At 36.6% G+C, this 20,886-nt stretch carries 19 protein-coding genes; 13 read left to right on the top strand and 6 right to left on the bottom strand.

Annotated features, from left to right (window positions below):
* Positions 1–522: 522 nt before the first annotated feature.
* The gene (locus IPP32_16895; GenBank protein ID MBL0049760.1) at positions 523–1,050 is read right to left on the bottom strand and encodes a 30S ribosomal protein S16; all 528 of its coding nucleotides are present in this window, start codon (positions 1,048–1,050) and stop codon (positions 523–525) included.
* 331 nt (positions 1,051–1,381) lie between these two features.
* The gene (locus IPP32_16890; GenBank protein ID MBL0049759.1) at positions 1,382–2,176 is read right to left on the bottom strand and encodes a hypothetical protein; all 795 of its coding nucleotides are present in this window, start codon (positions 2,174–2,176) and stop codon (positions 1,382–1,384) included.
* 123 nt (positions 2,177–2,299) lie between these two features.
* Here IPP32_16890 and IPP32_16885 point away from each other — a divergent pair, with 123 nt between their 5' ends.
* A complete protein-coding gene (locus tag IPP32_16885) occupies positions 2,300–2,866 on the top strand; it encodes a DNA-3-methyladenine glycosylase I (GenBank protein MBL0049758.1) in 567 nt (188 codons plus the stop codon).
* A 1-nt stretch (position 2,867) separates the two neighbouring features.
* On the opposite strand, the gene IPP32_16880 is transcribed toward IPP32_16885, so the two are convergent.
* Positions 2,868–4,943, bottom strand: coding sequence for a metallophosphoesterase (locus IPP32_16880; protein ID MBL0049757.1), 2,076 nt, complete (start codon positions 4,941–4,943; stop codon positions 2,868–2,870).
* A gap of 465 nt (positions 4,944–5,408) precedes the next feature.
* Here IPP32_16880 and rplU point away from each other — a divergent pair, with 465 nt between their 5' ends.
* The 7 genes from rplU (at position 5,409) to IPP32_16845 (ending at position 13,350) form a co-directional block, all read left to right on the top strand.
* Positions 5,409–5,720 carry a 50S ribosomal protein L21 gene (gene rplU, locus IPP32_16875; protein MBL0049756.1) on the top strand — a complete coding sequence of 104 codons (312 nt, stop codon included), beginning with the start codon at positions 5,409–5,411 and terminating at the stop codon, positions 5,718–5,720.
* A 27-nt stretch (positions 5,721–5,747) separates the two neighbouring features.
* On the top strand, positions 5,748–6,014 hold the full coding sequence (gene rpmA, locus IPP32_16870; protein MBL0049755.1) for a 50S ribosomal protein L27: 267 nt from the start codon (positions 5,748–5,750) through the stop codon (positions 6,012–6,014).
* Positions 6,015–6,270: 256 nt separating this feature from the next.
* Complete coding sequence (gene serS / locus IPP32_16865) at positions 6,271–7,542, top strand: serine--tRNA ligase (protein MBL0049754.1); 1,272 nt, start codon at positions 6,271–6,273, stop codon at positions 7,540–7,542.
* A 142-nt stretch (positions 7,543–7,684) separates the two neighbouring features.
* Positions 7,685–10,135 carry a hypothetical protein gene (locus tag IPP32_16860; GenBank protein ID MBL0049753.1) on the top strand — a complete coding sequence of 817 codons (2,451 nt, stop codon included), beginning with the start codon at positions 7,685–7,687 and terminating at the stop codon, positions 10,133–10,135.
* 21 nt (positions 10,136–10,156) lie between these two features.
* Entirely contained in the window at positions 10,157–10,708 is a 552-nt protein-coding gene (locus tag IPP32_16855; GenBank protein MBL0049752.1) for a hypothetical protein, read from the top strand.
* Entirely contained in the window at positions 10,705–12,537 is a 1,833-nt protein-coding gene (locus IPP32_16850; GenBank protein ID MBL0049751.1) for a tetratricopeptide repeat protein, read from the top strand. Before IPP32_16855 ends, IPP32_16850 begins: the two co-directional genes overlap by 4 nt.
* A 54-nt stretch (positions 12,538–12,591) precedes the next feature.
* A complete protein-coding gene (locus IPP32_16845) occupies positions 12,592–13,350 on the top strand; it encodes a menaquinone biosynthesis protein (protein MBL0049750.1) in 759 nt (252 codons plus the stop codon).
* Positions 13,351–13,356: 6 nt separating this feature from the next.
* Here IPP32_16845 and IPP32_16840 read toward each other — a convergent pair whose 3' ends face one another.
* From IPP32_16840 to IPP32_16830, 3 genes are read right to left on the bottom strand one after another with little or no spacing between them, the layout of a single operon-like run.
* Complete coding sequence (locus tag IPP32_16840) at positions 13,357–14,778, bottom strand: sugar transferase (GenBank protein MBL0049749.1); 1,422 nt, start codon at positions 14,776–14,778, stop codon at positions 13,357–13,359.
* A 4-nt stretch (positions 14,779–14,782) separates the two neighbouring features.
* Positions 14,783–15,673 (bottom strand): hypothetical protein, encoded by an 891-nt coding sequence (locus IPP32_16835; GenBank protein ID MBL0049748.1) that lies wholly within the window; start codon positions 15,671–15,673, stop codon positions 14,783–14,785.
* 51 nt (positions 15,674–15,724) lie between these two features.
* Positions 15,725–16,720, bottom strand: coding sequence for a Gfo/Idh/MocA family oxidoreductase (locus IPP32_16830; GenBank protein MBL0049747.1), 996 nt, complete (start codon positions 16,718–16,720; stop codon positions 15,725–15,727).
* A gap of 157 nt (positions 16,721–16,877) precedes the next feature.
* On the opposite strand from IPP32_16830, the gene IPP32_16825 reads away from it, so the two are divergent.
* The 5 genes from IPP32_16825 to IPP32_16805 all read left to right on the top strand — a co-directional run bounded on the left by IPP32_16825 (position 16,878) and on the right by IPP32_16805 (position 20,878).
* Positions 16,878–17,516: a protein-L-isoaspartate(D-aspartate) O-methyltransferase gene (locus IPP32_16825; GenBank protein ID MBL0049746.1), complete on the top strand. Its 639-nt coding sequence runs from the start codon at positions 16,878–16,880 to the stop codon at positions 17,514–17,516.
* A 107-nt stretch (positions 17,517–17,623) separates the two neighbouring features.
* Entirely contained in the window at positions 17,624–18,463 is an 840-nt protein-coding gene (locus IPP32_16820; protein ID MBL0049745.1) for a hypothetical protein, read from the top strand.
* A 225-nt stretch (positions 18,464–18,688) separates the two neighbouring features.
* Positions 18,689–19,516 carry a hypothetical protein gene (locus IPP32_16815; protein MBL0049744.1) on the top strand — a complete coding sequence of 276 codons (828 nt, stop codon included), beginning with the start codon at positions 18,689–18,691 and terminating at the stop codon, positions 19,514–19,516.
* Between the two features lie 31 nt (positions 19,517–19,547).
* The gene (locus tag IPP32_16810) at positions 19,548–19,964 is read left to right on the top strand and encodes a hypothetical protein (GenBank protein ID MBL0049743.1); all 417 of its coding nucleotides are present in this window, start codon (positions 19,548–19,550) and stop codon (positions 19,962–19,964) included.
* Positions 19,965–20,047: 83 nt separating this feature from the next.
* On the top strand, positions 20,048–20,878 hold the full coding sequence (locus tag IPP32_16805) for a hypothetical protein (GenBank protein MBL0049742.1): 831 nt from the start codon (positions 20,048–20,050) through the stop codon (positions 20,876–20,878).
* The last annotated feature ends 8 nt before the right edge of the window (positions 20,879–20,886 follow it).

Genomic DNA, 20,886 nt, shown 5'->3' with positions numbered 1-20,886 from the left:
ATGCTTCGTGTGGTTTTTAATCAGGTGTTTAGCTCGGGTTGATATTACCTCCGTTTTATTAAAACAAAAATACTTGCTTTAAGCAGATACAGTACCATCACAGCACCCGCAATGCTATGCTTCGTGTGGTTTTTAATTTCAAGAGCTTAGCTCGAGTTCAAAGTATTTCAGGTTTATTATTGCAAAAGTATTTGTTGTAAGCAGACAAAGCACCGCGAAGCTATGCTTCGTGTGGTTTTTAATCAGGAGAGCTTAACTCGGGTTCAAAGTACCACCGTTTTGTTAAAACAAAAATACTTGCTTAAGCAGATGCAGTACCATTGTAGCTTTGAATTGTTGCTTTCTATTAAGTAGAGCTTTACTCTATTTCACAGGACTATTACTTTAAAATATTTCTTAAGAACAGAAAATTTCAATAAAATAAAAAGCCCGTTTTTCATTTTGAAAAACGGGCTTTTAGTAAAATAAAATTGCTTATGCTTATGCTTATGCTTATGCTTATGCTTATGCTTATGCTTATGCTTATGCTTCTGCTGCTGGTGTTTCGTCAGCGGCTGCTTCAACAACCGGAGCTGTTTCTTCAACGGGGGGAGGAGTGTTTTTTTCAGCAATCGCTTTCGCTTTTGCTTCTTTCACTGCTGACTCAGCTGCAAATCTTTTCTTCAACTCATCTTGCTTACCTGCTTGAACACGTGTAGCTTTTCCTGAAATTTTGGATTCTTTTTCAGCAATCCATTTTTCGAATTTAGCATCCGCAGCTTCTTGGGTTAATGCACCTTTTACAACCCCTTTTTGAAGGTGGTTTTTGTACATTACGCCTTTGTAAGAAAGTATTGCCTTACAGGTATCTGTCGGTTGAGCACCATTTTGCAACCACTGAAGTGCTTTCTCAGTATCTAAATTAATTGTTGCTGGATTTGTAGTTGGGTTGTAGGTGCCAATGTTCTCAATAAACTTTCCGTCTCGAGGTGCACGACCATCCGCAATTACAATGTGGAAATAGGCATTACCCTTTTTTCCATGTCTTTGTAATCTAATTTTTGCTGGCATTGTTTAATTGTATTTATTAATATTAAAAAAATTTGGACTGCAAAAGTACTATTTTTTTCTAAAAATGCAAAATGCATAAGTCTCCCATCTGGCAGAGGAGAATTCTCAACTGCTTGCAGTTGAGAATTGCGGGTGGTAAGGCTCCTTCCTTTTTTGCTAGTTGTATTATAAGCCATATTACAAATCACAAAAATCAGTAAAATAAGTATTTACGGGTTTTTTTTGGGTTGTTCGAGCGATGTAGGAACTATTTTAAAAGGAATTAAATTAATAAAGGAATAAAAAAAGCCGTGAAGCAATTTGCATCACGGCTTAAAATCAAGTAAATTATTTACTTCGATATTCCCGGGCTAAACTTAACATCCAAGATGGGTGCCTCCATATTTGTTGGCGTTACTTCCTTAAAGGCATCTCTCCACAATACATTCATATCCACCAATTGCATATCGCCTGCCCCAACCATGGCATCGTTAAACCAAGTCGTGGTGAAAGTATCTTCTTCGCCCTGCATAAATATAAGTGGCTTTCGGTCCGATTTGGCGCTTGCAAATTCTTTTCCATTGGGCATGCGAACAGCCACTTGGCCGGGCTCATACATTCCAATTTTGTCGCCGGCATACACTGCTCTGAATTTTACATCGGTACGCTGTGTTTCTTTGTTCATGCGCACCATATTTACTTTAAATGGTCCTGCAGTAAAATCATTCATGCTGGGTGGTAATTTAAATTCTGGAGCCGGAATTCCTTTTGAATCTGCCGGAAAACGGCTAAGCCCATTCACTACTATTTGAAACGATTCCACCTGCAATCCGGCTCCTTTCATGTCTATTACTCTAAAATCCTCGTCATTCGGGGCAATCAACAACATTTTTTCTTCTGTTTTCATGTCTTGCCCATTAATTTTAAACACACAATCGCTGGCTTTAAAAATAAGGTAGTCGTTCGTTTTGTTTTTGATACGTAATTTTACTTTCAAGAATTTTTCGGTCGAAACCGGATCGTCGGCAGTTATTTTTACATCCTTGTTCTCGACAACTGCATTTAAATAACCCATTTTTTTATACTTCTGCGCAAAGCTTGTAAAGGCAATTAGGAGGGAGGCAAACATTAAAATCGATTTCTTCATAGTTATTTTTTTTAAAAGTTTGGATTTTTGCTTTTGCAAACATAATACCAAAATTTTAAGATTAATAATTTGAATAAAAATATAATGTAAATACAATACTTTTGAAAAAAATATTTCAAAGCTATGGCAGTAACCTACACCCATCCCTATTGCAATTTTGTAAATAACTTGGCTCCCCAAGATACGAATGTGAACATCGATTACCATAACAACTACTATGGCTTTCCAATACCGGACGACAATGAACTTTTTTGCAGGCTTATACTAGAAATAAATCAAGCAGGATTGAGTTGGACGACCATTTTAAAAAAGCAAGAAAATTTTAGAATGGCCTACCATCAATTCGACATTCAAAAAGTGGCGAATTATAAGGACAAGGATATGGCGCGACTCTTAAATGATGCGGGTATCATTCGCAATAAATTAAAAGTGAATGCAGCCATAGAGAATGCAAAAACAATACTTAGCCTTAAAAAGGAATTTGGATCTTTTAAGAATTGGCTCGATCACCATCATCCCAAAAGCAAAGAGGAGTGGACAAAATTATTTAAGAAAACCTTCCGGTTTACAGGTGGTGAAATTGTGAACGAATTTTTAATGAGTTGCGGCTATTTAAAGGGCGCTCATAGCGAAGACTGTCCGGTGTTTAAAAGGGCAATGAAATGCAAACCTGCGTGGTCGAAAAAATAGCCTAAAAATTCAAAAATAATTTTTGCGAATAGCGTTGCTTATTGCTGGTAAGTACTGCAATATAAATGCCTGTGGGCATACTAAAGGTACCTTTCGAAAAATACAGTTTGCTTTGAGGGTTTAATTCTAGTGAAGTAAATTGCTGCATTATTTTTCCATCGATACTGTAGAAACTTAAATCAGCCAAACTTGGTTCATCAGTTGCAACATCTAATACAATTCGCTCTTCCGACTGGTAAATTTTGTATTCCGATTTAGATTCCCTTGCCTGTGTAACTACTTTTGTGATGGTAAATTGATCTACAATTGTTCCGAGCGAAGAAAGGTATTTGCACACAAAAGTATTACCACTTACATCCATTACTAAGGAAGTATTATTTGTATTATTATTAAAATTCATGCACGACATTGGCCAACCCGCTGAGATTCCACCCACATTTTGTCCTGAGGTGCCACAAACTGCATAAACAGTTCCGTTAAAAGGTGTTGTTTTAACAAAATTATTGGCAGAAGTGCTCATTTTCATTGCCGAAGTAAATGTATTTGCAATGCCGTAATGACCTTTAATTAAATAGCTGCGCTCATTGGAGTGGGAGTGGCCATTTAGCACCAAGTCAACATGATAGGATTCTAATAGGGGAACAATATTTTGACGCATGTTTATCATTTCGGTTTCAGTATCACTGTTGTGTGTACCTTTTGAATAAGGCGGATGGTGAAAATAAACAACTGTCCATGTTTGTGTATTCGCTGCCAAATCGTTTTGTAACCAAGTGTACATGGGACTTCCTGCACCATTTAGTGCACCGTAGCTATCCAAAGCAATGAAATGGATATTAGCATAATTGTAAGAATAGTACTTTGCCGTGCCAGATGCAAGTCCACCTGCTTCACCGGTTGTAGGAACCGTAAAAATGCTGAAATACGGAAAATTTGTGCCAAGTGCGCTTGCTGATTGGTAGCCAACATTTGCATAATCATGATTTCCTAAACAAGGAAAAACAGGAATGTTTTTGAATTGATTGGGGTAAATATTAAATACGAAGTTTTGATATTCCTTGTCATAACCTGCTGCGTAAGCATTATCGCCCATCCATAACCACATATCTGCAGGAGTGCTAACGGAATAATTTACAAAAGCATCACGAACTGCTGCTTGAGTGGCAGTACCGGTCCCGAAATCTCCTGTTGCCCATATGCGCACAGGTGTGCTTGCACCGATGAGGGGAGCAGTTTTAAAATAATTGGCTGAGTTTCCTTGCAAAGTGGCAGTTGTAGTGCCAATTGAATAATAATATTTTGTTGCCGGGCTTAAACCGGTAATTTTTACACTGTGCTCTTTAGTGGGAGCAGCATCTACTTTCGAGTTGCCATATGTCAAGCCGGTGCCATAAAAAACTTTACTGTCGCAGTTTACATCTGTTCTCCATCGCACAATAATGCTGTTGGAAGTAACACTTTGTAAATAGGGTCCACGCGTTACAACAACAGTTGGCAGCACTACATTTGTGGATGTTAGACTGCAATTAAAACTTAGATCCGGGCTCGTTTTCGAATTCTGATGAATTTCGACTGCTAACACATTTGTTCCTGCAACTAATAAAGAGGAGGAGATGGTGTAGGGATAGTAGGTAGATTCATCAGTTGCTCCAACAGCTGTTGAGGCAAGTGTTGTGTAATTAATTGTTCCACTAGGCATGTTTGAACGCGCTACTTCTGTCCCGTTAAGGTAAATTACTGCTCCATCATCACGAAGAATATTCAAAGTTAAGGCGCTGTATTGTGCAGGATTACTGATAGTAAAAGATTTTCGGAAGTAATAGGTTACATATTTTGAGCTGGAGCTTGGTCCATAGGATAAAACGGTAGCTTCTCCACCATCACCATAACCTAATTCTGCATTGCCTGTGCTCCAAGCAGCGTCGTTAAAGGCAGTAGCTCTCCATGCAGTTCCTTGATTCGCACCATTGGAGATATATTTCCATGAACTGTTTTTAGCAATTATTGTGGTTTGGGAGGTTGCGCTAATCGAAAACCCAAGCATAATAAGTACACTAAGCAAGTAGATTCGTTTCATAGGTTTATTATTTAACTGTTTTTTATAATTACCCGAATTATTCAAGTATCAGCAGCTTCGAATTTAGAAATTTGTATATCGTCTTTCTTATAAAATTCAAATAATTTGTTTAATAATTATTACCTGTTTCTAAATGATATTCAATTATAATTACTTTTTTGCGCAACTAAACTATCAAAATAGCTCTACCGTAAAAGTAGTGCATTGAAATGGAAAAAAACGCAGCTTAATGGAAAGGCTTTTATTAACTGTCTAAATTTTTCTCACATCTTTGATCAAAATTTTTGCGTTTTTTACGATTTTTTAGGCAAAATTGTTTCAATTGCATGAACGTTGATTTTTTTTTTGTAGGAAGTGATAATTGGAGTTGTAATTCTAAAATTTTGTAAGTAAAAATATATTTCTTACTTTCGCAGCCCCGATTGAAAAATAGGGAGAAATTATTAACCAATTAAAAACAAAAAAATGTACGCAATTGTAGAAATAGCAGGGCAGCAATTTAAAGTTGCTAAAGACCAGCATCTCTTTGTACATCGTTTAGAAGGCGCAGTAGATTCAAAAGTTAATTTTGATTCTGTTATGCTGATTGAAAATGATGGCAAAGTGAAAGTGGGCGCCCCAGTTATCAGCGGAGCTAAAGTTTCCGCAAAAATTATGTCGCACGACAAAGGCGATAAAGTAATCGTTTTCAAAAAGAAACGTAGAAAAGGGTACCAAAAATCAAACGGTCACCGCCAGCAGTTTACTAAGATTCTTATCGAATCTATTACTGCTTAATTATTAATAAATAAAGGAAAATAAGAAATGGCACATAAAAAAGGTGCGGGTAGTTCTAAGAACGGCCGTGAGTCACATAGCAAAAGATTAGGTGTTAAAATCTTTGGTGGTCAGTTAGCTATTGCTGGAAACATTATTGTTCGTCAGCGTGGTACAAAACACAATCCGGGTGTTAACGTAGGTATTGGTAAAGACCATACTTTGTTTGCATTGGTGGATGGTACTGTTACCTTCAGAAAAACACGTAACGATAAATCATACGTTTCGGTTGAGGCATTTGCTGCTGAAGCTTAAGACGTTTGTAGTTTTACAAAAGAATCTCCTGGGCTTTGCTAAGTTCAGGAGATTTTTATTTATACCAATCTGATTTTTAAATTTGTCGACTACAATAGTATTGTTGCTACGAAATCAAATCAGCGTTAATCATAATTATCAGCGTCATCAGCGTTCTATTAAAACTTAAGCGGAAACGCTTACACCATTTAGAAACAAAAGTTATTTAGACTCAACAATACAAAAAAACAAAGTATCCAGTTCTAACACTCAATTTATGCTACAACTCAATCACATTCGCGACAACAAAGAAGAAGTAATTCAACGATTGGCCATTAAAAATTTTGATGCAAAAGAAATCATTGAAAAAGTATTCGAACTCGACAATGACCGTCGACGCACTCAAAATGAATTAGACAGTTTATTAAACGAATCAAATACGCTAGCTAAACAGGTTGGAGATTTATATAAGCAAGGTAAAAAGGCGGAAGCAGATGATTTGAAAAACAAAAGTGGGGCTTTAAAAGAGAGTTCAAAAAAATTGGATGAAAGCCTTAAGGATATTGAAGCTGAACAAACCAAATTATTGCTTACCGTCCCCAATACACCGAGTAAAAAAGTACCCAAAGGAAAAACACCGGCCGACAATGAAAATGTGTTTCAAGAAGGGGATATTCCAAAGCTGTATGCGGGTGCGAAACCACATTGGGAATTGGCTTCACAATACGATTTAATTGATTTTGAATTGGGTGTAAAGCTTACCGGTGCAGGATTTCCGGTGTATAAAGGAAAGGGAGCTCGTTTGCAGAGAGCATTAATTAATTTCTTTTTGGATAACGCTATTGCTGCAGGTTACTTGGAGGTTCAACCTCCCATTTTGGTGAATGAAGCTTCAGGATACGGTACAGGGCAATTGCCCGATAAGGAAGGGCAGATGTATCATTCGCCTATCGATAATTTGTATTTGATTCCTACCGCAGAGGTTCCTATCACAAATATTTATCGAGATGTGATTTTAAAAGCGGAGCAGTTTCCGATTAAAAATTGTGGCTACACACCTTGCTTTCGCAGAGAAGCAGGCAGTTACGGGAAGGATGTGCGCGGTTTAAATCGTTTGCATCAATTTGATAAAGTAGAAATTGTGCAGATTGCCCATCCCGATAAAAGTTATGAAACGCTCGAACAAATGCGCGAATATGTGGCAGGCTTGATGCGTAAATTGGAATTGCCTTTTCGAATTTTAAAGCTTTGTGGTGGTGATATGAGTTTTGCATCAGCACTCACGTATGATTTTGAGGCATATAGTGCCGCACAGGAAAAATGGTTGGAAGTAAGTTCCGTTTCCAATTTCGAAACCTTTCAAAGCAACAGATTAAAATTACGTTTTAAAGAAGGAGATGCAAAGCCACAATTGGCTCATACTTTGAATGGAAGTGCTTTGGCCTTACCGCGCATTGTTGCTTCTTTGTTGGAAAATAATCAAACTGAAAAAGGAATTAGAATTCCTAAGGCATTGGTTGCTTATACAGGGTTTGAGTGGATTGATTGAGATTAGAAAAACGAGGACAAAGGGCGAAGCAAACTTTATGAATGATTACTTTGTTTCAAATTAAGAAGGGTATTGAGATTCGTAAGAATACTTCAGAAGCATTGCAAGAACTACAGAGTTTAGATTACATAAACTGTATCTTATGAAAAGACTATTATTGTTTTTATTACTTTTTGAAACAACTAGTAGGTTAGAAGCGCAATATGTGAATGTCCCGGATCCTGCTTTTCGGAATATCCTAAAAAATAGTTACGGCTTGAGTTCTTGTTTTAGCGGTACAATGCTGGATACAACCTGTTCTCAAATTCCTAATGTTACGAGCCTATATCTTTATAGTTTGAATATTCAAAGCCTAGAGGGAGTTAGTTATTTTGACAATTTGTTAAGCTTGGATTGCACCCATAATCCAATTACCAGATTTCCACGCTTACCTAAGCTTTTGCAAACGCTAAAATGCGCTGATAATCATTTTGACACTTTACGTCATTTGCCGCAATCCTTGCGAACATTAGAATGCTTAGGAAATCATATGGTTTATTTAGAAATTCCGGATTCATTAGAAAATTTAACCTGCTGGACAAATAATTTAGTACGACTTCCTCCTTTGCCTAACACATTAATAAATTTAGATTGTAATTATAATAGTTTGGATAGTTTACCGGCTTTACCACCAAATTTGGTAAATTTTAATTGTGGAAGTAATCAAATTAAAACAATGCCAGGTTTACCTTCATCTTTGAAGACATTTTCCTGCTATCAAAATAAGTTGACCGATTTGCCCCCCTTACCTCAAAACTTAACCCACCTGGAGTGCTATAATAATAAAATTGATAGTTTGCCTCAATTGCCATTGACGTTAGTGACTTTAAATTGTTATGGTAATAAATTGACACATTTGCCAAGCCTTCCGTCCGGGATGCTAGATTTAGATTTTGGTTATAATTTATTGCCCACCTTTCCCGATTCATTGCCTCCTAACTTGAGAAGCTTCGATTGCAGTTATAATCTTTTCACTTCATTACCTCCAGTACCAGCATCAATATTGGATCTTGGTTGCGGCGGTTTAAATTTAACTCTCTTGCCCCCATTACCTCCATTATTAAGGCAATTTTCCTGCGATGGAAATAAATTTGTTCACTTGCCTGCATTGCCAAACTCAATTGAATCCCTTGATTGCTCTGATAATCTTTTAGTCGATCTTCCAGATCTTTCATCAATTTATTTGGGCTCATTAGATATCCGAAATAACCCTAATTTAACTTGCTTACCAAAGTTTGGTGAAATTCAGTATTGTCAATTTAGCAATACCGGTATTACTTGTGTTTTCGACAATTATGATCCGAATGGTTATAATGATGAAGGCCTAATGTCTTTGCCAAAATGCGATCCATTTAATCCGCAGCAATGTTATTTTTATTATGAAATTAATGGCAGGGTTTTTCACGAACAAAATTCAAATTGTATAAAGGATTCCACCGAAGCGGGAATAAAAAATATCAAAATCAATTTGTTCAACGGTACTAATTTAGTTTGGCAATCAACTACGGATACCCAAGGGAACTTTCATTTAAAAGCAGGAACAGGAAATTATACGTTTAGCATTGATACAACCAACTCTCCGGTTACAACAGTATGTCCGGCTTCCGGAAAAAATACCATCACAATTACAAATACGCACTCAACTTTTTCAGATCAAAATTTTGGTCTGGCGTGTGATGGGGGATATGATGCAAGAGTATTAGCAATAGTTAGTGATGACGGAAATTTTCGCCCAGCAAATTTTGCCACCTTAAAAATAAAAGCGGGCGATGCTTCTAATCAATATGGACTCCATTGTATGAATGGAGTTGGGGGTTCGGTTAAGGTAATACTTAGTGGCCCGGTTCACTATTTTTCATCAGCAAGCTCCATGACTCCTCAAGTTAATGGAGATACTTTAACCTACATAATCAATAATTTTGGCATTGTAAACTTTGATGCTGATTTTAGAATAAAAGTGCAAATAGATACTAGTGCCCAGATAGGGAATTTAATTTGTGTGCAAGCTTCTGTAGAGATTTCAAGCAATGATGTGAATCCTGGAAACAATGCTATGAGCCAATGTTTCGCTATTTTAAACAGCTTTGATCCAAATGATAAAGCCGTATCACCAGACGGAGCAATTGAAGCGTTACAAGAAAAGCTAACTTACACCATTCGCTTTCAAAATACCGGTAATGCTGATGCGCAGCACATATATGTGCTTGATTCGCTTGATTCGGATTTGGAAGTGAGTAGTTTTGAATTGCTTGCATTTAGTCATCAGCCTCAGCTTGAGATTAAAGGAAACATCGCAAGATTTAATTTCCCCCACATAAATCTTGCAGATAGTTTAAGTGATGAAGCGCATAGCCACGGCTACATTCAATACAGTATTAAGCCAAAACAAAATTTATCTCCTGGATCAAAAATTAATAACACTGCGTTTATTTATTTTGATTTTAATGCTGGGGTAAAAACGAATACAGCTCAGAATTGGATTAAATTGCCGAAACGGATTTCAACCGGAGTTGGACTTAGCCCTCGAATACCTATCAAATTTATTAAAAATTAGAAATTATTAACGCTTGAATTTATGTCATACAAAAAAATTGCATTTTCTTTACTCATCCTAACAGGCTTGAACTATGGGTGCAATCATTCCGATCCAAAAGTTATTGCCCGAATTGACAGTGTGTTGGTGGTATTAGATTCAACCACAAAAATGGCGGCTGATATTGACTTTGAAAAGGAGGAGGAAACGGCTAAAAAAATTGAGGCGGATTTGGAGTTTATTCAAAACAATTTTAAAGATACCTTGGATATTACAACGGCTGCCTTTCTTAAGGATTATAAAACAATAAATGCTGAAGAGGAGGAGGAAGGAAAAGGCAATGAAAACTATGCATTGATGTTGAAAAAGGAATTGGATTTTACAAAACAACAACTGTTGAATTTGAAACATGACTATGAAAAAACCGACATCAAACCGGAGGAATTTGAAAAATATTTTGCCACTGAATCCACCACAGTTCGTAAACTAAATGCTTTTGTAGCGCGTAAAAGGGCTGAGTTTTTTCAAAAAGAAAAGCAGTTTAATGCAGTGCAGCCCAAGGTGCAGAAGTTTATTGAATCCATAAAAAAATGATGAAATACCTATTGCGAAATTTGTTTTTTTTAAGTTTTTATTTCTTTGTGCAAATCGCAGCGGCGCAAGAAGATAAGAATGAACAATTGGCTTTACAATATTACGCACGTGGTGAATTTGATAAGGCGTCGGATTTATATGAAAAATTATTTGATAAAAACCCTGACGATTTTAATTATTACGAGCATTATTTAGAATGCTTGCTAAATCTCAAAGATTTTAAAACTGCTGAACGTTTAGTGAAACGGCAAATCCGCCGGGTGCCTCAAGAATTGCAGTTTCGGGTGGATTTGGGAAAGGTATATAAAAGCGCCGACGACCTTGAAAAAGCAAAAAAGGAATTCGAGTCTGTCATCGCAACTATGCCACCAGATCAAAATCAAGTAATCAATTTGGCTCGTTATTTTATAGATATGGGAGAAATGGATTTTGCCATGAAAACCTATCTACGTGGTCGAAAACTGGTAGGTAGCAGCTACAACTTTTATTTTGAAATGGCAGAACTGTATTTTCAGAAAGGCGATTATGAAAATATGATTCGGGAGTATTTGGATGTGTTGGCGTTGAATACCATTTACTTGCAAAATGTTCAAAATGCGCTGCAAACAAGCATTGGAGAGGATGAGGGTGGTAAGAAGAACAAGATCCTTAAAACACAATTACTTAAGCGCATTCAAACGAGTCTTGATAATTCAGTTTATTCCGAAATGCTGATTTGGTTGTATGTGCAGGAAAGGGATTTTGAGTCGGCCTTTATGCAAAGCAAGGCCTTAGATAAACGACAACATTTGGATGGTAGCAAAATTATGGCATTAGCCACCTTAGCAAGTTCTAATAAGGATTACGATGTGGCTTCCAAGTGCTATCAATACATCATCGAACAAGGAAAAGCGAATGCTCATTACACCACTGCCCGCATGGAGTTGGTAACGAGTTTAAATGCTAAAATTGTAAACAACCCTGCTTATACACCTTTGGATTTGGCGATTTTAAAGCGAACCTATTTAAGCACTTTAACTGAATTAGGAAAATCTCCGGCTACATTGCCTTTGTTGCGCGGACTTGCACATTTGGAAGCATTTTATTTGTATGATGCAGATAGTGCTATAGGAATTTTAAATGAGGCGATCACCTATCAACGAGCCGATCCAAAGACCATAGCTGAATGTAAGTTAGAATTGGCCGATATTTTACTTTTTACCGGTGAGATTTGGGAAACTACTTTGTTGTATTCGCAAGTTGAAAAGGCATTTAAAGAGGAACCAATTGGACAGGAGGCGAAGTTTAGAAATGCGCGCCTTTCTTATTATCACGGTGATTTTGAATGGAGTCGCGCACAGTTAAATGTTTTGAAATCATCCACTGCAAAGCTAATTGCAAATGATGCTTTGGACTTGTCGCTCTTAATTTCAGATAATACAGTTGATTCTAATTTTGTTCCATTGGAAATGTATGCTCGAGCGGATTTGTTGGTATATCAAAACAAGGATAGTTTCGCTTTGCTTACTTTGGATAGCATTACAAAGCAATTTCCAACGCATGCCATTGATGATGAGATATTATTTAAAAAATATCAAATAGAATTTAAGCGTGGAAAATTTGAAACAGCTGCTGCATTTCTTCAAGAAATAAGAGATAAATATTCGACTGATATTTTAGGAGATGATGCAGTGTTTAAACTTGCGGAATTAAATCAATATCACCTGAAAAATCAGGAAAAGGCCAAAGAATTATACCAGGAACTCCTTACCAATTATCCAGGTAGTTTGTACACCGTAGAAGCAAGAAAACGTTTCCGGTTAATGCGTGGAGATACTTTTGTGAATTGAGACCCTTTTCACAACATTTATTTTCTTTTATTTGTGTGGTAAGAAGCATCAAAAATGGCGGATAAAAAAATCAAAGTTTCGGTAGTGAGTTACACCAATTCATTGCCCTTTGTATATGGATTGGAAAATTATCCGGGAGAAAAAAAGTTTGAACTACAAAAAGATATTCCGGCTGTTTGCGCACAAAAATTATTGACTAATAAAGTTGATGTTGGTTTGGTGCCGGTTGCCATATTGCCACAGTTGGAGGAATACCACATCATTTCGGATTATTGTATTGGTGCGGATGGAGCGGTTGGTTCGGTGCTTTTGTTCAGTGATGTTCCACTGCGAGAAATACGAACAATTTTATTGGATTTTCATTCGCGCACTTCTGTGCAATTGGTTCAACTGCTTTCGGAAAAATTTTGGAAAATTGCGCCGGTATGGAAAAATGCAACAGAAGATTTCATAGCTGATATTTCGGGAACCACTGCGGCGGTGGTGATTGGAGACAGAACCTTTTCACTTAAAAATACCTACAAATACAGTTACGATCTCTCAGAGGAATGGAAGAATTTCACAGGCCTTTCTTTTGTATTTGCAGCATGGGTAGCCAATAAAAAATTGCCCGATGTGTTTTTAAGTTCTTTTGAAGCGGCAGTGCGTTATGGAATCGATAACAAAGCAAAGGTGATTGAACAACTTAAATTGCAAGCTATTCCTGGTTTGGATGCAGCACATTACCTGAATACCAATATTCAGTTTGATTTAGATGAAGGGAAGAAAAAAGGATTAGAATTGTTTTTGTCTTATTTGAAAAGGGAAATATAAAGGCTATTATTTTCCTCTTCCCTGAACCACAATCAATACCGTATAAATCATGATTTTTATGTCTACCGCGAGCGACATGTTTTCGATGTATAAGATATCGTATTTAAGGCGCTCTATCATCTGGTCCACATTTTCGGCATAGCCGTATTTTACTTGACCCCAGGAGGTGATGCCCGGGCGCACTTTATGCAAATGTTTGTAATGTGGTGCCTTTTGAACAATTTGATCAATAAAATATTGCCGTTCCGGTCGAGGTCCTACCAAAGACATATCGTTGGTTAGCACATTCCAAAACTGTGGAATTTCATCCAACCTTACCTTACGCATAAATCTACCAAAAGGGGTAATTCTTGAATCGGATTGACTACTTAATTCAGGTCCATTTTTTTCGGCATCGATAAACATGGAGCGGAACTTGTGAATTTTAAAGGGTTTGCCATGAATACCAATTCGCTCATGACTATAAAAAACAGGACCTTTAGAGCCGGATTTAATGATGATGGCTACAATTAAATATACCGGTGAGAGTAATATCAAAGCAATCAAGGATACTGCTATATCCATGAATCGTTTTACATAAAACTGCCAAGTAGGCATTATGTTTCTTGAAATTTCAATTAGTGCAGCCCCGAAAATGGAAGTCATTTTTACCGATCCGGAAAGTATATCATACATATCCGGAATCACTTTAATGATGCAATTGGTATCGTCTAATTCATTAATGATTCTTCCAATAAATTCGTGCTCACCCGATTCAATAGCTATAATAACTTCTTCTACTTTATGAGTATCAATAATACTTTTCAGTTTATTAATTTCACCTAAATGGCTCAGTTTTTCGAGTAGCATGTGACTCCTTCCGTTTTTGTTCTCAACGGTTACAAAGCCAACGAATTTATTCCCGGATGATTTTTTTTGACCTTGGATTTCTTCGTACAAGTTCCAGGCATTTTCATTACTACCCACAATAATGGTATTGAAGCCAATTTTGCGGTTATGGATTTTATGTACGATGTTGGTGGAAATTAAAAATCGGAAGAAATAAGTCGCAAAAAAATGTATTAAGAACAGCGCAATAAAGGAATAGTAGTATGTTTTATACGAATATATTTCATCATCCAGCAGGAGCGAAAAAAATAAAACAATAACACCGATGAGGGATATTAAGAGTGTTTGTCCTAATTCGCCTAAACGCGATTTCCGAAACACATTTTTATAAGTTCCTGTAGCAGCATACAACAAGACCCAAAAGAGCGGAACAAGGGCAAGGGCAAGAAAAAATTTCTCAGAAAAATTAAATGGAACTTTAAAACCGTATTTAACGGGTTCGATATTTATTTTTCGAAATACATAAAAGCAGCTCCACGAAAGCGCTGCAGCTAATAAATCGAAAAATATGTATAATATGCGATATGTATTCTTACTCATAACATCACTTCACTAACTTAATATTGTCGAGGTAAAATTCAGCATTAGTGCCATCTGCAGGCTTCTCGACGCGAAAATAGATTTTAAAATTATCGGCAGCAGCGAAATATTCCAAGGTTCCTGTAAGGTTTACATAAATTTTGTTCCATGTTAATATAGAAAAGTCGTCGTTTGTTGGATTTAGGGTTACTACTGGCTGCGGGTATTCTACACCGGCAACAATGGCAATAAATCCAACCATAATTGGAGCATTGGTTTTGAAATTCATTTCCAGAAAAACGGAGGTGTTGTTGGTAGGGAGAACAAAAGCTTTTTCAGAGGCATATTCAAAAGTGTTGTGATTGGCATCCAGGTAACCGGCCATAGAATTTGTTCCATCAAAGGCATTGGATACCAAGGTTAATGAAGTGTCGGAGCTTGGCCGTTTGGTTAATGAAACAGTGATGCCATCAAAGTTTTCTTTCCACAAAAAGTTAGTATAACTTTTATAATAAACGCTTGGTGATACGCTGGTAATTTTTTCTTTTTCTAATTTAATAGAAGAGGCAAACTCTGTGTAAAATGGATATATGGGGCGAGTACTTCCAATGCCATTTTCTTTAATTCCAGCTTTAATGCGCAGATTATAGTCACCGTCTTTTAGAACAGGAAATTTTGCCGGCAATTCGTAAATTCCTTGTAGTCGATCATCTAAATAAACCCAGGCATCAACAATTTTGGAAGAATTTGATCCTTGCAAAGATTTTAAAGAATCGGGAACTATTAAATCTATTGCATTAATTTGAATGTAGGCAGGAATGGGTTCTTCCTTATCGAATTTGCTGCAGGAAGCAAGTCCAAAAAAAAGAATTGAGCACAAAAATGCAATAATAAATGCCGAGTAAATTCTAATCATCCAAACGAAAATAGTACACCTTAAAAATTTTAGAACGGCAAATATTGTTATTTATTGTGAGGTATCTAATAAATCGTTTGGAAATTTTAATTTATTTATGATTTTATAAGCCACATCGAGTGCCTTATAACCGTCGTCAATGCTCACAATTGGAGTGGTATCGTTAACTATCGCATCATAAAACGTTTCGAGCTCTTTTTTTATCGCATTGACTGCTTGAGGCTTAGGAGAATCGAAATAAATTTGCTTTTGCCCTTTTCCTTTTCCTAAATCGATGGTAACCGACAACGGATCAGGCTCTCCTTCTATGTTTTTTAGCCTAACTATATTAGCTTCCTTTTCTAAAAAGTCGATTGATATGTAGGCATCTTTCTGAAAAAAGCGTGTTTTACGCATGTTCTTCATAGAGATTCTACTGGCGGTAAGATTGGCCACGCATCCGTTGTCGAATTCCAACCGCGCATTGGCAATATCGGGAGTATCACTAACCACCGCAACGCCACTGGCACTTATTTTTTTTACATTGGCTTTAACCACGCTTAAAATAATGTCGATGTCGTGGATCATTAAATCCAACACGACAGAAACATCCGTTCCACGAGGATTAAATTGTGCAAGGCGATGTGTTTCAATAAACATGGGCTTGGAACAATAAGGAAGGGCAGCGGTAAATGCCGGGTTAAACCGTTCCACATGGCCCACCTGAACTTTAACATTAGCTTCGCGTGTAAGGTCAATCAAGGATTTCGCTTCCTTAATGGTATTTGTTATCGGTTTTTCGATAAATACATGCTTTGATTTTTTTAATGCTTTAGCTGCGCATTTGTAGTGCGTAATGGTTGGCGTAACAATATCAACAGCATCCACTTCTTCGAGCAAGCTATCCACTGAATCGTAGCGGTTTATGCCAAACTCGGCAATAACCTTAGCGGCATTTTCATCATCGGGATCGTAAAATCCGATTAAATCGAAGGTTGGAATTTCCTTAATTAATTTTATATGAATTTTACCCAGATGACCAGCGCCTAATACACCAATTCGAATCATTTTATGAAATGAGTTTATGACCTCAAAGTTAAATTCCTTGATTAGTGCCTGATAGCGAGGCTAATTAATTTTATAACATTCACTTGTTAGTTCTTTCGCAGTAGCGGAGACGGGTTTTTCTTGGCTCATTTTTTACATTTGCTTACGGTAAAATTTTATGGAAGACAACTACAAACACAAAGGAATTAGAAAGCAGTTGGTTGCCTTGTTGCAAACAAAAGGAATAAAAAATACGCTAGTACTGAGTGCCATAGAAGCAATACCCCGTCATTTGTTTTTGGATAGTTCCTTTTTGGAATTTGCCTATCAAGACAAAGCATTTCCAATTGGGGAAGGGCAAACTATATCGCAACCCTATACGGTAGCATTTCAAACCGAATTGCTGGATATTAAAAAGGGCGAAAAGGTGCTGGAGGTAGGAACCGGAAGTGGTTACCAAACAGCAGTGTTGTGTTTTTTAGGCGCAAAGGTATTTAGCATTGAACGGCAAAAAAATCTGTACGACAAAACCAAGTTGTTTTTGCCTAAGTTAGGCTATAATGCTAAGTTTTTTTATGGCGATGGCTATAAAGGGCTTCCCCCTTTTGCACCCTACGATAAAATACTTGTAACTGCGGGTGCGCCTTTAATACCCACTGCTTTATTGGAGCAATTAAAGGAGGGAGGAAAGCTCGTAATTCCGGTGGGTGTGGGAAAAGTTCAGGAAATGTATTCTTTGGTAAAATGCAAGAATAATTTCGAACAAACCAATCACGGCAGTTTTAAATTTGTTCCTTTATTGGAGCAAAAAGCATAGCCAATTCTGACACCTAAATATTATTTATATTTTTGGGTGAAAAATTAGCTATACAATATTAAGCGTAAAGCTTCGTTAACCAATCGATTTATAAAATAAGAGCTTCTATGAAAAAAATAATTTTGACCTCCCTTTTACTTCTTGCCTCACATTGGGGCATGTCTCAGGAACTAGTTTCTAAAAAGGGCGAACCAATGTTACCCGATTCCGGTGATTGGGCAATTGCTATCGATGCTAGTCCATTTTTAAATTACATAGGAAATGTTTTTTCATCTTCCGGCAAAAATTCAGTTTTTAAGTCTAATGCAGATAGTAACCTAACTGTGATTGGAAAGTATTTTCTATCTTCAAAAAGGGCGGTACGTATAAAAGTGAACATGGGAGTTAATTCTAATTCCGAAAAATTTAATACCATAAAATCAGGTCAAACAGATCCGAATGTAACTGTAGAAGATAGTTGGAAATACAGTAAAACAAGCATTAATATAGGTTTAGGAATTGAAAAAAGACGTGGAAAAACAAGGTTGCAAGGATTGTATGGAGCAGAGGCAATGCTATTTTATACAGAGGGTATAAAGCAAAAATATAAGTACGGCAACAGCTTTACCAAAAATGAAATAGCACCTGCATCTCACGATTTTAATGGAAATATAGTTGGAGATAAACGCGTTACAAATAGTAAACAAGGCGCATTATATGGTTTAGGTATGCGCGGATTTGTGGGATTTGAGTATTTTATTTTCTCCAAAATTTCACTTGGAATGGAGTATGGTTTAACTTTAAATTTTGGCAAACAAGGAGATGGGCAATTGGTTACTGAAAGATGGGATGCTATAAATGCTGAGAAAAAAACAGAAACATCTGTGATTGCAGGTAAAACTATTTTTGAACTGAATTCCGGATTGAAAAACGGAAATGCCTTGATATATGCATCATTTCATTTTTAAATCACAAAAGTAGACTGGCAATTAAATTGCGAGATAATACTCTTTTTTTTATATCTTACCAATAGCCAAAATCATTTTTTGATTAATTCTCTGCGGCTCAATTCATTTCATATTAACAGTTCAATGTTTATAATTTTGGTGAGGTGTATAACTTTCGCAAGTCCAATTTTTATCTACATTTGCCTCAAATTTTAACTTAAAAAAGTTTAACTAAAAACAACAACTATGAAAAAAGTTTTATTATTGGTTGCATTAGCTTTTGGTGTTTCATCAAGCTATGCGCAATTATCTACACGCGAAAATGATGCTACAGTAGAGAAAATTGGCGCTCGTCCCGTTAAAGGAGACATGGCGCTTACCTTCGCTATTGGAACAGGCAAAGATTCCGCTACTGCAAGCCTTTACAAAGGAAACTTGTTAGGAGCCGGAGATCTTCTCACATTTAAGAAGTATATGGAAGATGATATGGCTTTCCGTTTAGGAGTGCGTCTTTACAAAAAATCAAGCACTGTTAAAGGAACATCTGCTGATTCAACTGCATTCTCTAATCCAGGTGGACCTGAATTTTTTGAGTACAGCAATAAAATGAACAAAAGAGAATACATCATCGTTCCGGGAGTTGAAAAGCATTTTAATGCCGGTAATATTTTTGATGTTTACACTGGAGCTGATTTATATTTAGGCTTTAAGAAAGAAGTAAGCAACATTGATAACATCAAAACAAACAGAGCTGGTGATTCTAATAAAACAAAGTTGACAACAAAAAACAGTATTGTTGGATTGGGATGGATTGTTGGTTTTAATGTATTTGTTGCTCAATTGCCTATTTCAGTTGGTTTAGAGTATGGATTGAATGCTAAATGGGATATTGGTGGAAAAACAAAACACGAAGTTGAAAGCAAAGTAGGAAGCGTTTCTTCATCAGCTGAGTTCTTTACTTACGAAGGTGATCCAAATCAAGGCCGTCAATACAGCAAATTAGGTAAAAGAAGTTTTGGAATGGATACTAACCAAAATGTGCGTTTAGCTGTAAATATTTATTTCGGCAAATAATAAAAAGTATAAACCTCTAAAATAAAGAATTATGAAAAAAATAAAAGTAACCTATTTATTAGCAGGCTTTATACTCACTTTCGCATCTTCTTGTACCATGAATAGTAAAATGATTACTTCTGCACCCATAATAACACAGGTGCAGTTGACTATGAATGACTTAGAATATGTTGGTGAAGTAACAGGCACCGCTACTCAATCCTATGTTTTAGGATTGCCGTATGGCGGTCGTCGATACATGGTGGGTTCAGTAGGTAACGGTATGTTGGGTGGTGTTGTGCCAACCGATAGAGCTGTTGCTAACGCGTCTTACGATGCATTGATGCAAAAAGCAGATGCAGATTTTATTCTTCCATTTGCTGCTACAGAAAAAACGCAATATCAGTTTTTAGGTAAAAAGAAAACTGTAACATTAAGAGCAAAAGCGTTTAAAATCAAAACCAAGTAACAATTACTTGTTAATTTTTAATGAAAAGGATCTGGCTTTTGTCAGGTCCTTTTTTTATACCTTTACAGAAATAAATTAAAAGCATGAATCAAAACTTAAAAGCCGCCGCTATATTGCTTCTTGGGGTGCTTACATTCACCTCGACCTCTTGTAAAAAAGAAAAATTAAAACAACCCTTGGTACTTACCAATCCGGAAAGTTTATATATCTATGGCCGTGCGGGGGATGTTGTATCGGTAACGGTTGACGTAAGTTCAGATATTCGCTTGAGTCGTTTTTACGTTACCTCTAAAATTGATAATGCATTTCAAATTACCTCACTTGATTCAACAATTGATGGAAAGAGTTTTTCGATGAACTTTGAGTATAAAATTCCGGCAGCAGCCTCAGGTAAGAGTATTATTTTTACCTACAATGCAATGGATGTTGATGGCAATAGCGGTTCAGATGTAAAGCGGCTTGTTGTAGCTGCTGATACTGCAATTGTATTGGCTGAGACTTCAGGGCATCAGCTATTTTCCGGTAAATCGTTAAACCATCAAGATGCTTTCGACCTTGAAACGAATTCGGTAAAATGGTCCTTGTTACCGGGAGTTGATTCTACATCGCTTGATATTAAAGACTTTCCAACAGATTCAACAGATGCTTTGGCAAAAAGTTGGATTTCTCCCGCCCACGGGAAATTTGTGCGCGCAAATGGCTTTGATTATGCAAATGCTACCAATGTTAGTTTAATTAATGCTTATTCCTCCAGCACAAAGCTTGATATTATTGATAATATTCAACTCAATGATATTATTATTATTAAATTGGGAAGTGTTGCCAGTGACAAGTATGCCATTATTAAAATTAACGGGATTACTGATGCTGCCGGAAAGGAATCTGATTCTTACTTGTTTTCAATAAAAAAGTAGTACCTTTC

The organism is Bacteroidota bacterium, assembly GCA_016721765.1.
Taxonomy (GTDB): domain Bacteria; phylum Bacteroidota; class Bacteroidia; order UBA4408; family UBA4408; genus UBA4408.
Note: the sequence above shows the minus strand (reverse complement) of the source record. Positions and strands in the feature narration are given on the sequence as shown.

Excerpts from the sequence above, each read along its gene's own strand:
- rplU (MBL0049756.1), top strand. The coding sequence starts at position 5,409 with ATGTACGCAATTGTAGAAATAGCAGGGCAGCAATTTAAAGTTGCTAAA.
- IPP32_16805 (MBL0049742.1), top strand. The coding sequence starts at position 20,048 with ATGAATCAAAACTTAAAAGCCGCCGCTATATTGCTTCTTGGGGTGCTT.
- IPP32_16855 (MBL0049752.1), top strand. The coding sequence starts at position 10,157 with ATGTCATACAAAAAAATTGCATTTTCTTTACTCATCCTAACAGGCTTG.
- IPP32_16840 (MBL0049749.1), bottom strand. The coding sequence starts at position 14,778 with ATGAGTAAGAATACATATCGCATATTATACATATTTTTCGATTTATTA.
- IPP32_16830 (MBL0049747.1), bottom strand. The coding sequence starts at position 16,720 with ATGATTCGAATTGGTGTATTAGGCGCTGGTCATCTGGGTAAAATTCAT.
- IPP32_16885 (MBL0049758.1), top strand. The coding sequence starts at position 2,300 with ATGGCAGTAACCTACACCCATCCCTATTGCAATTTTGTAAATAACTTG.
- IPP32_16860 (MBL0049753.1), top strand. The coding sequence starts at position 7,685 with ATGAAAAGACTATTATTGTTTTTATTACTTTTTGAAACAACTAGTAGG.
- IPP32_16880 (MBL0049757.1), bottom strand. The coding sequence starts at position 4,943 with ATGAAACGAATCTACTTGCTTAGTGTACTTATTATGCTTGGGTTTTCG.
- IPP32_16890 (MBL0049759.1), bottom strand. The coding sequence starts at position 2,176 with ATGAAGAAATCGATTTTAATGTTTGCCTCCCTCCTAATTGCCTTTACA.
- IPP32_16825 (MBL0049746.1), top strand. The coding sequence starts at position 16,878 with ATGGAAGACAACTACAAACACAAAGGAATTAGAAAGCAGTTGGTTGCC.
- IPP32_16845 (MBL0049750.1), top strand. The coding sequence starts at position 12,592 with ATGGCGGATAAAAAAATCAAAGTTTCGGTAGTGAGTTACACCAATTCA.
- IPP32_16810 (MBL0049743.1), top strand. The coding sequence starts at position 19,548 with ATGAAAAAAATAAAAGTAACCTATTTATTAGCAGGCTTTATACTCACT.
- IPP32_16820 (MBL0049745.1), top strand. The coding sequence starts at position 17,624 with ATGAAAAAAATAATTTTGACCTCCCTTTTACTTCTTGCCTCACATTGG.
- IPP32_16850 (MBL0049751.1), top strand. The coding sequence starts at position 10,705 with ATGATGAAATACCTATTGCGAAATTTGTTTTTTTTAAGTTTTTATTTC.
- IPP32_16895 (MBL0049760.1), bottom strand. The coding sequence starts at position 1,050 with ATGCCAGCAAAAATTAGATTACAAAGACATGGAAAAAAGGGTAATGCC.
- rpmA (MBL0049755.1), top strand. The coding sequence starts at position 5,748 with ATGGCACATAAAAAAGGTGCGGGTAGTTCTAAGAACGGCCGTGAGTCA.
- IPP32_16815 (MBL0049744.1), top strand. The coding sequence starts at position 18,689 with ATGAAAAAAGTTTTATTATTGGTTGCATTAGCTTTTGGTGTTTCATCA.
- IPP32_16835 (MBL0049748.1), bottom strand. The coding sequence starts at position 15,673 with ATGATTAGAATTTACTCGGCATTTATTATTGCATTTTTGTGCTCAATT.
- serS (MBL0049754.1), top strand. The coding sequence starts at position 6,271 with ATGCTACAACTCAATCACATTCGCGACAACAAAGAAGAAGTAATTCAA.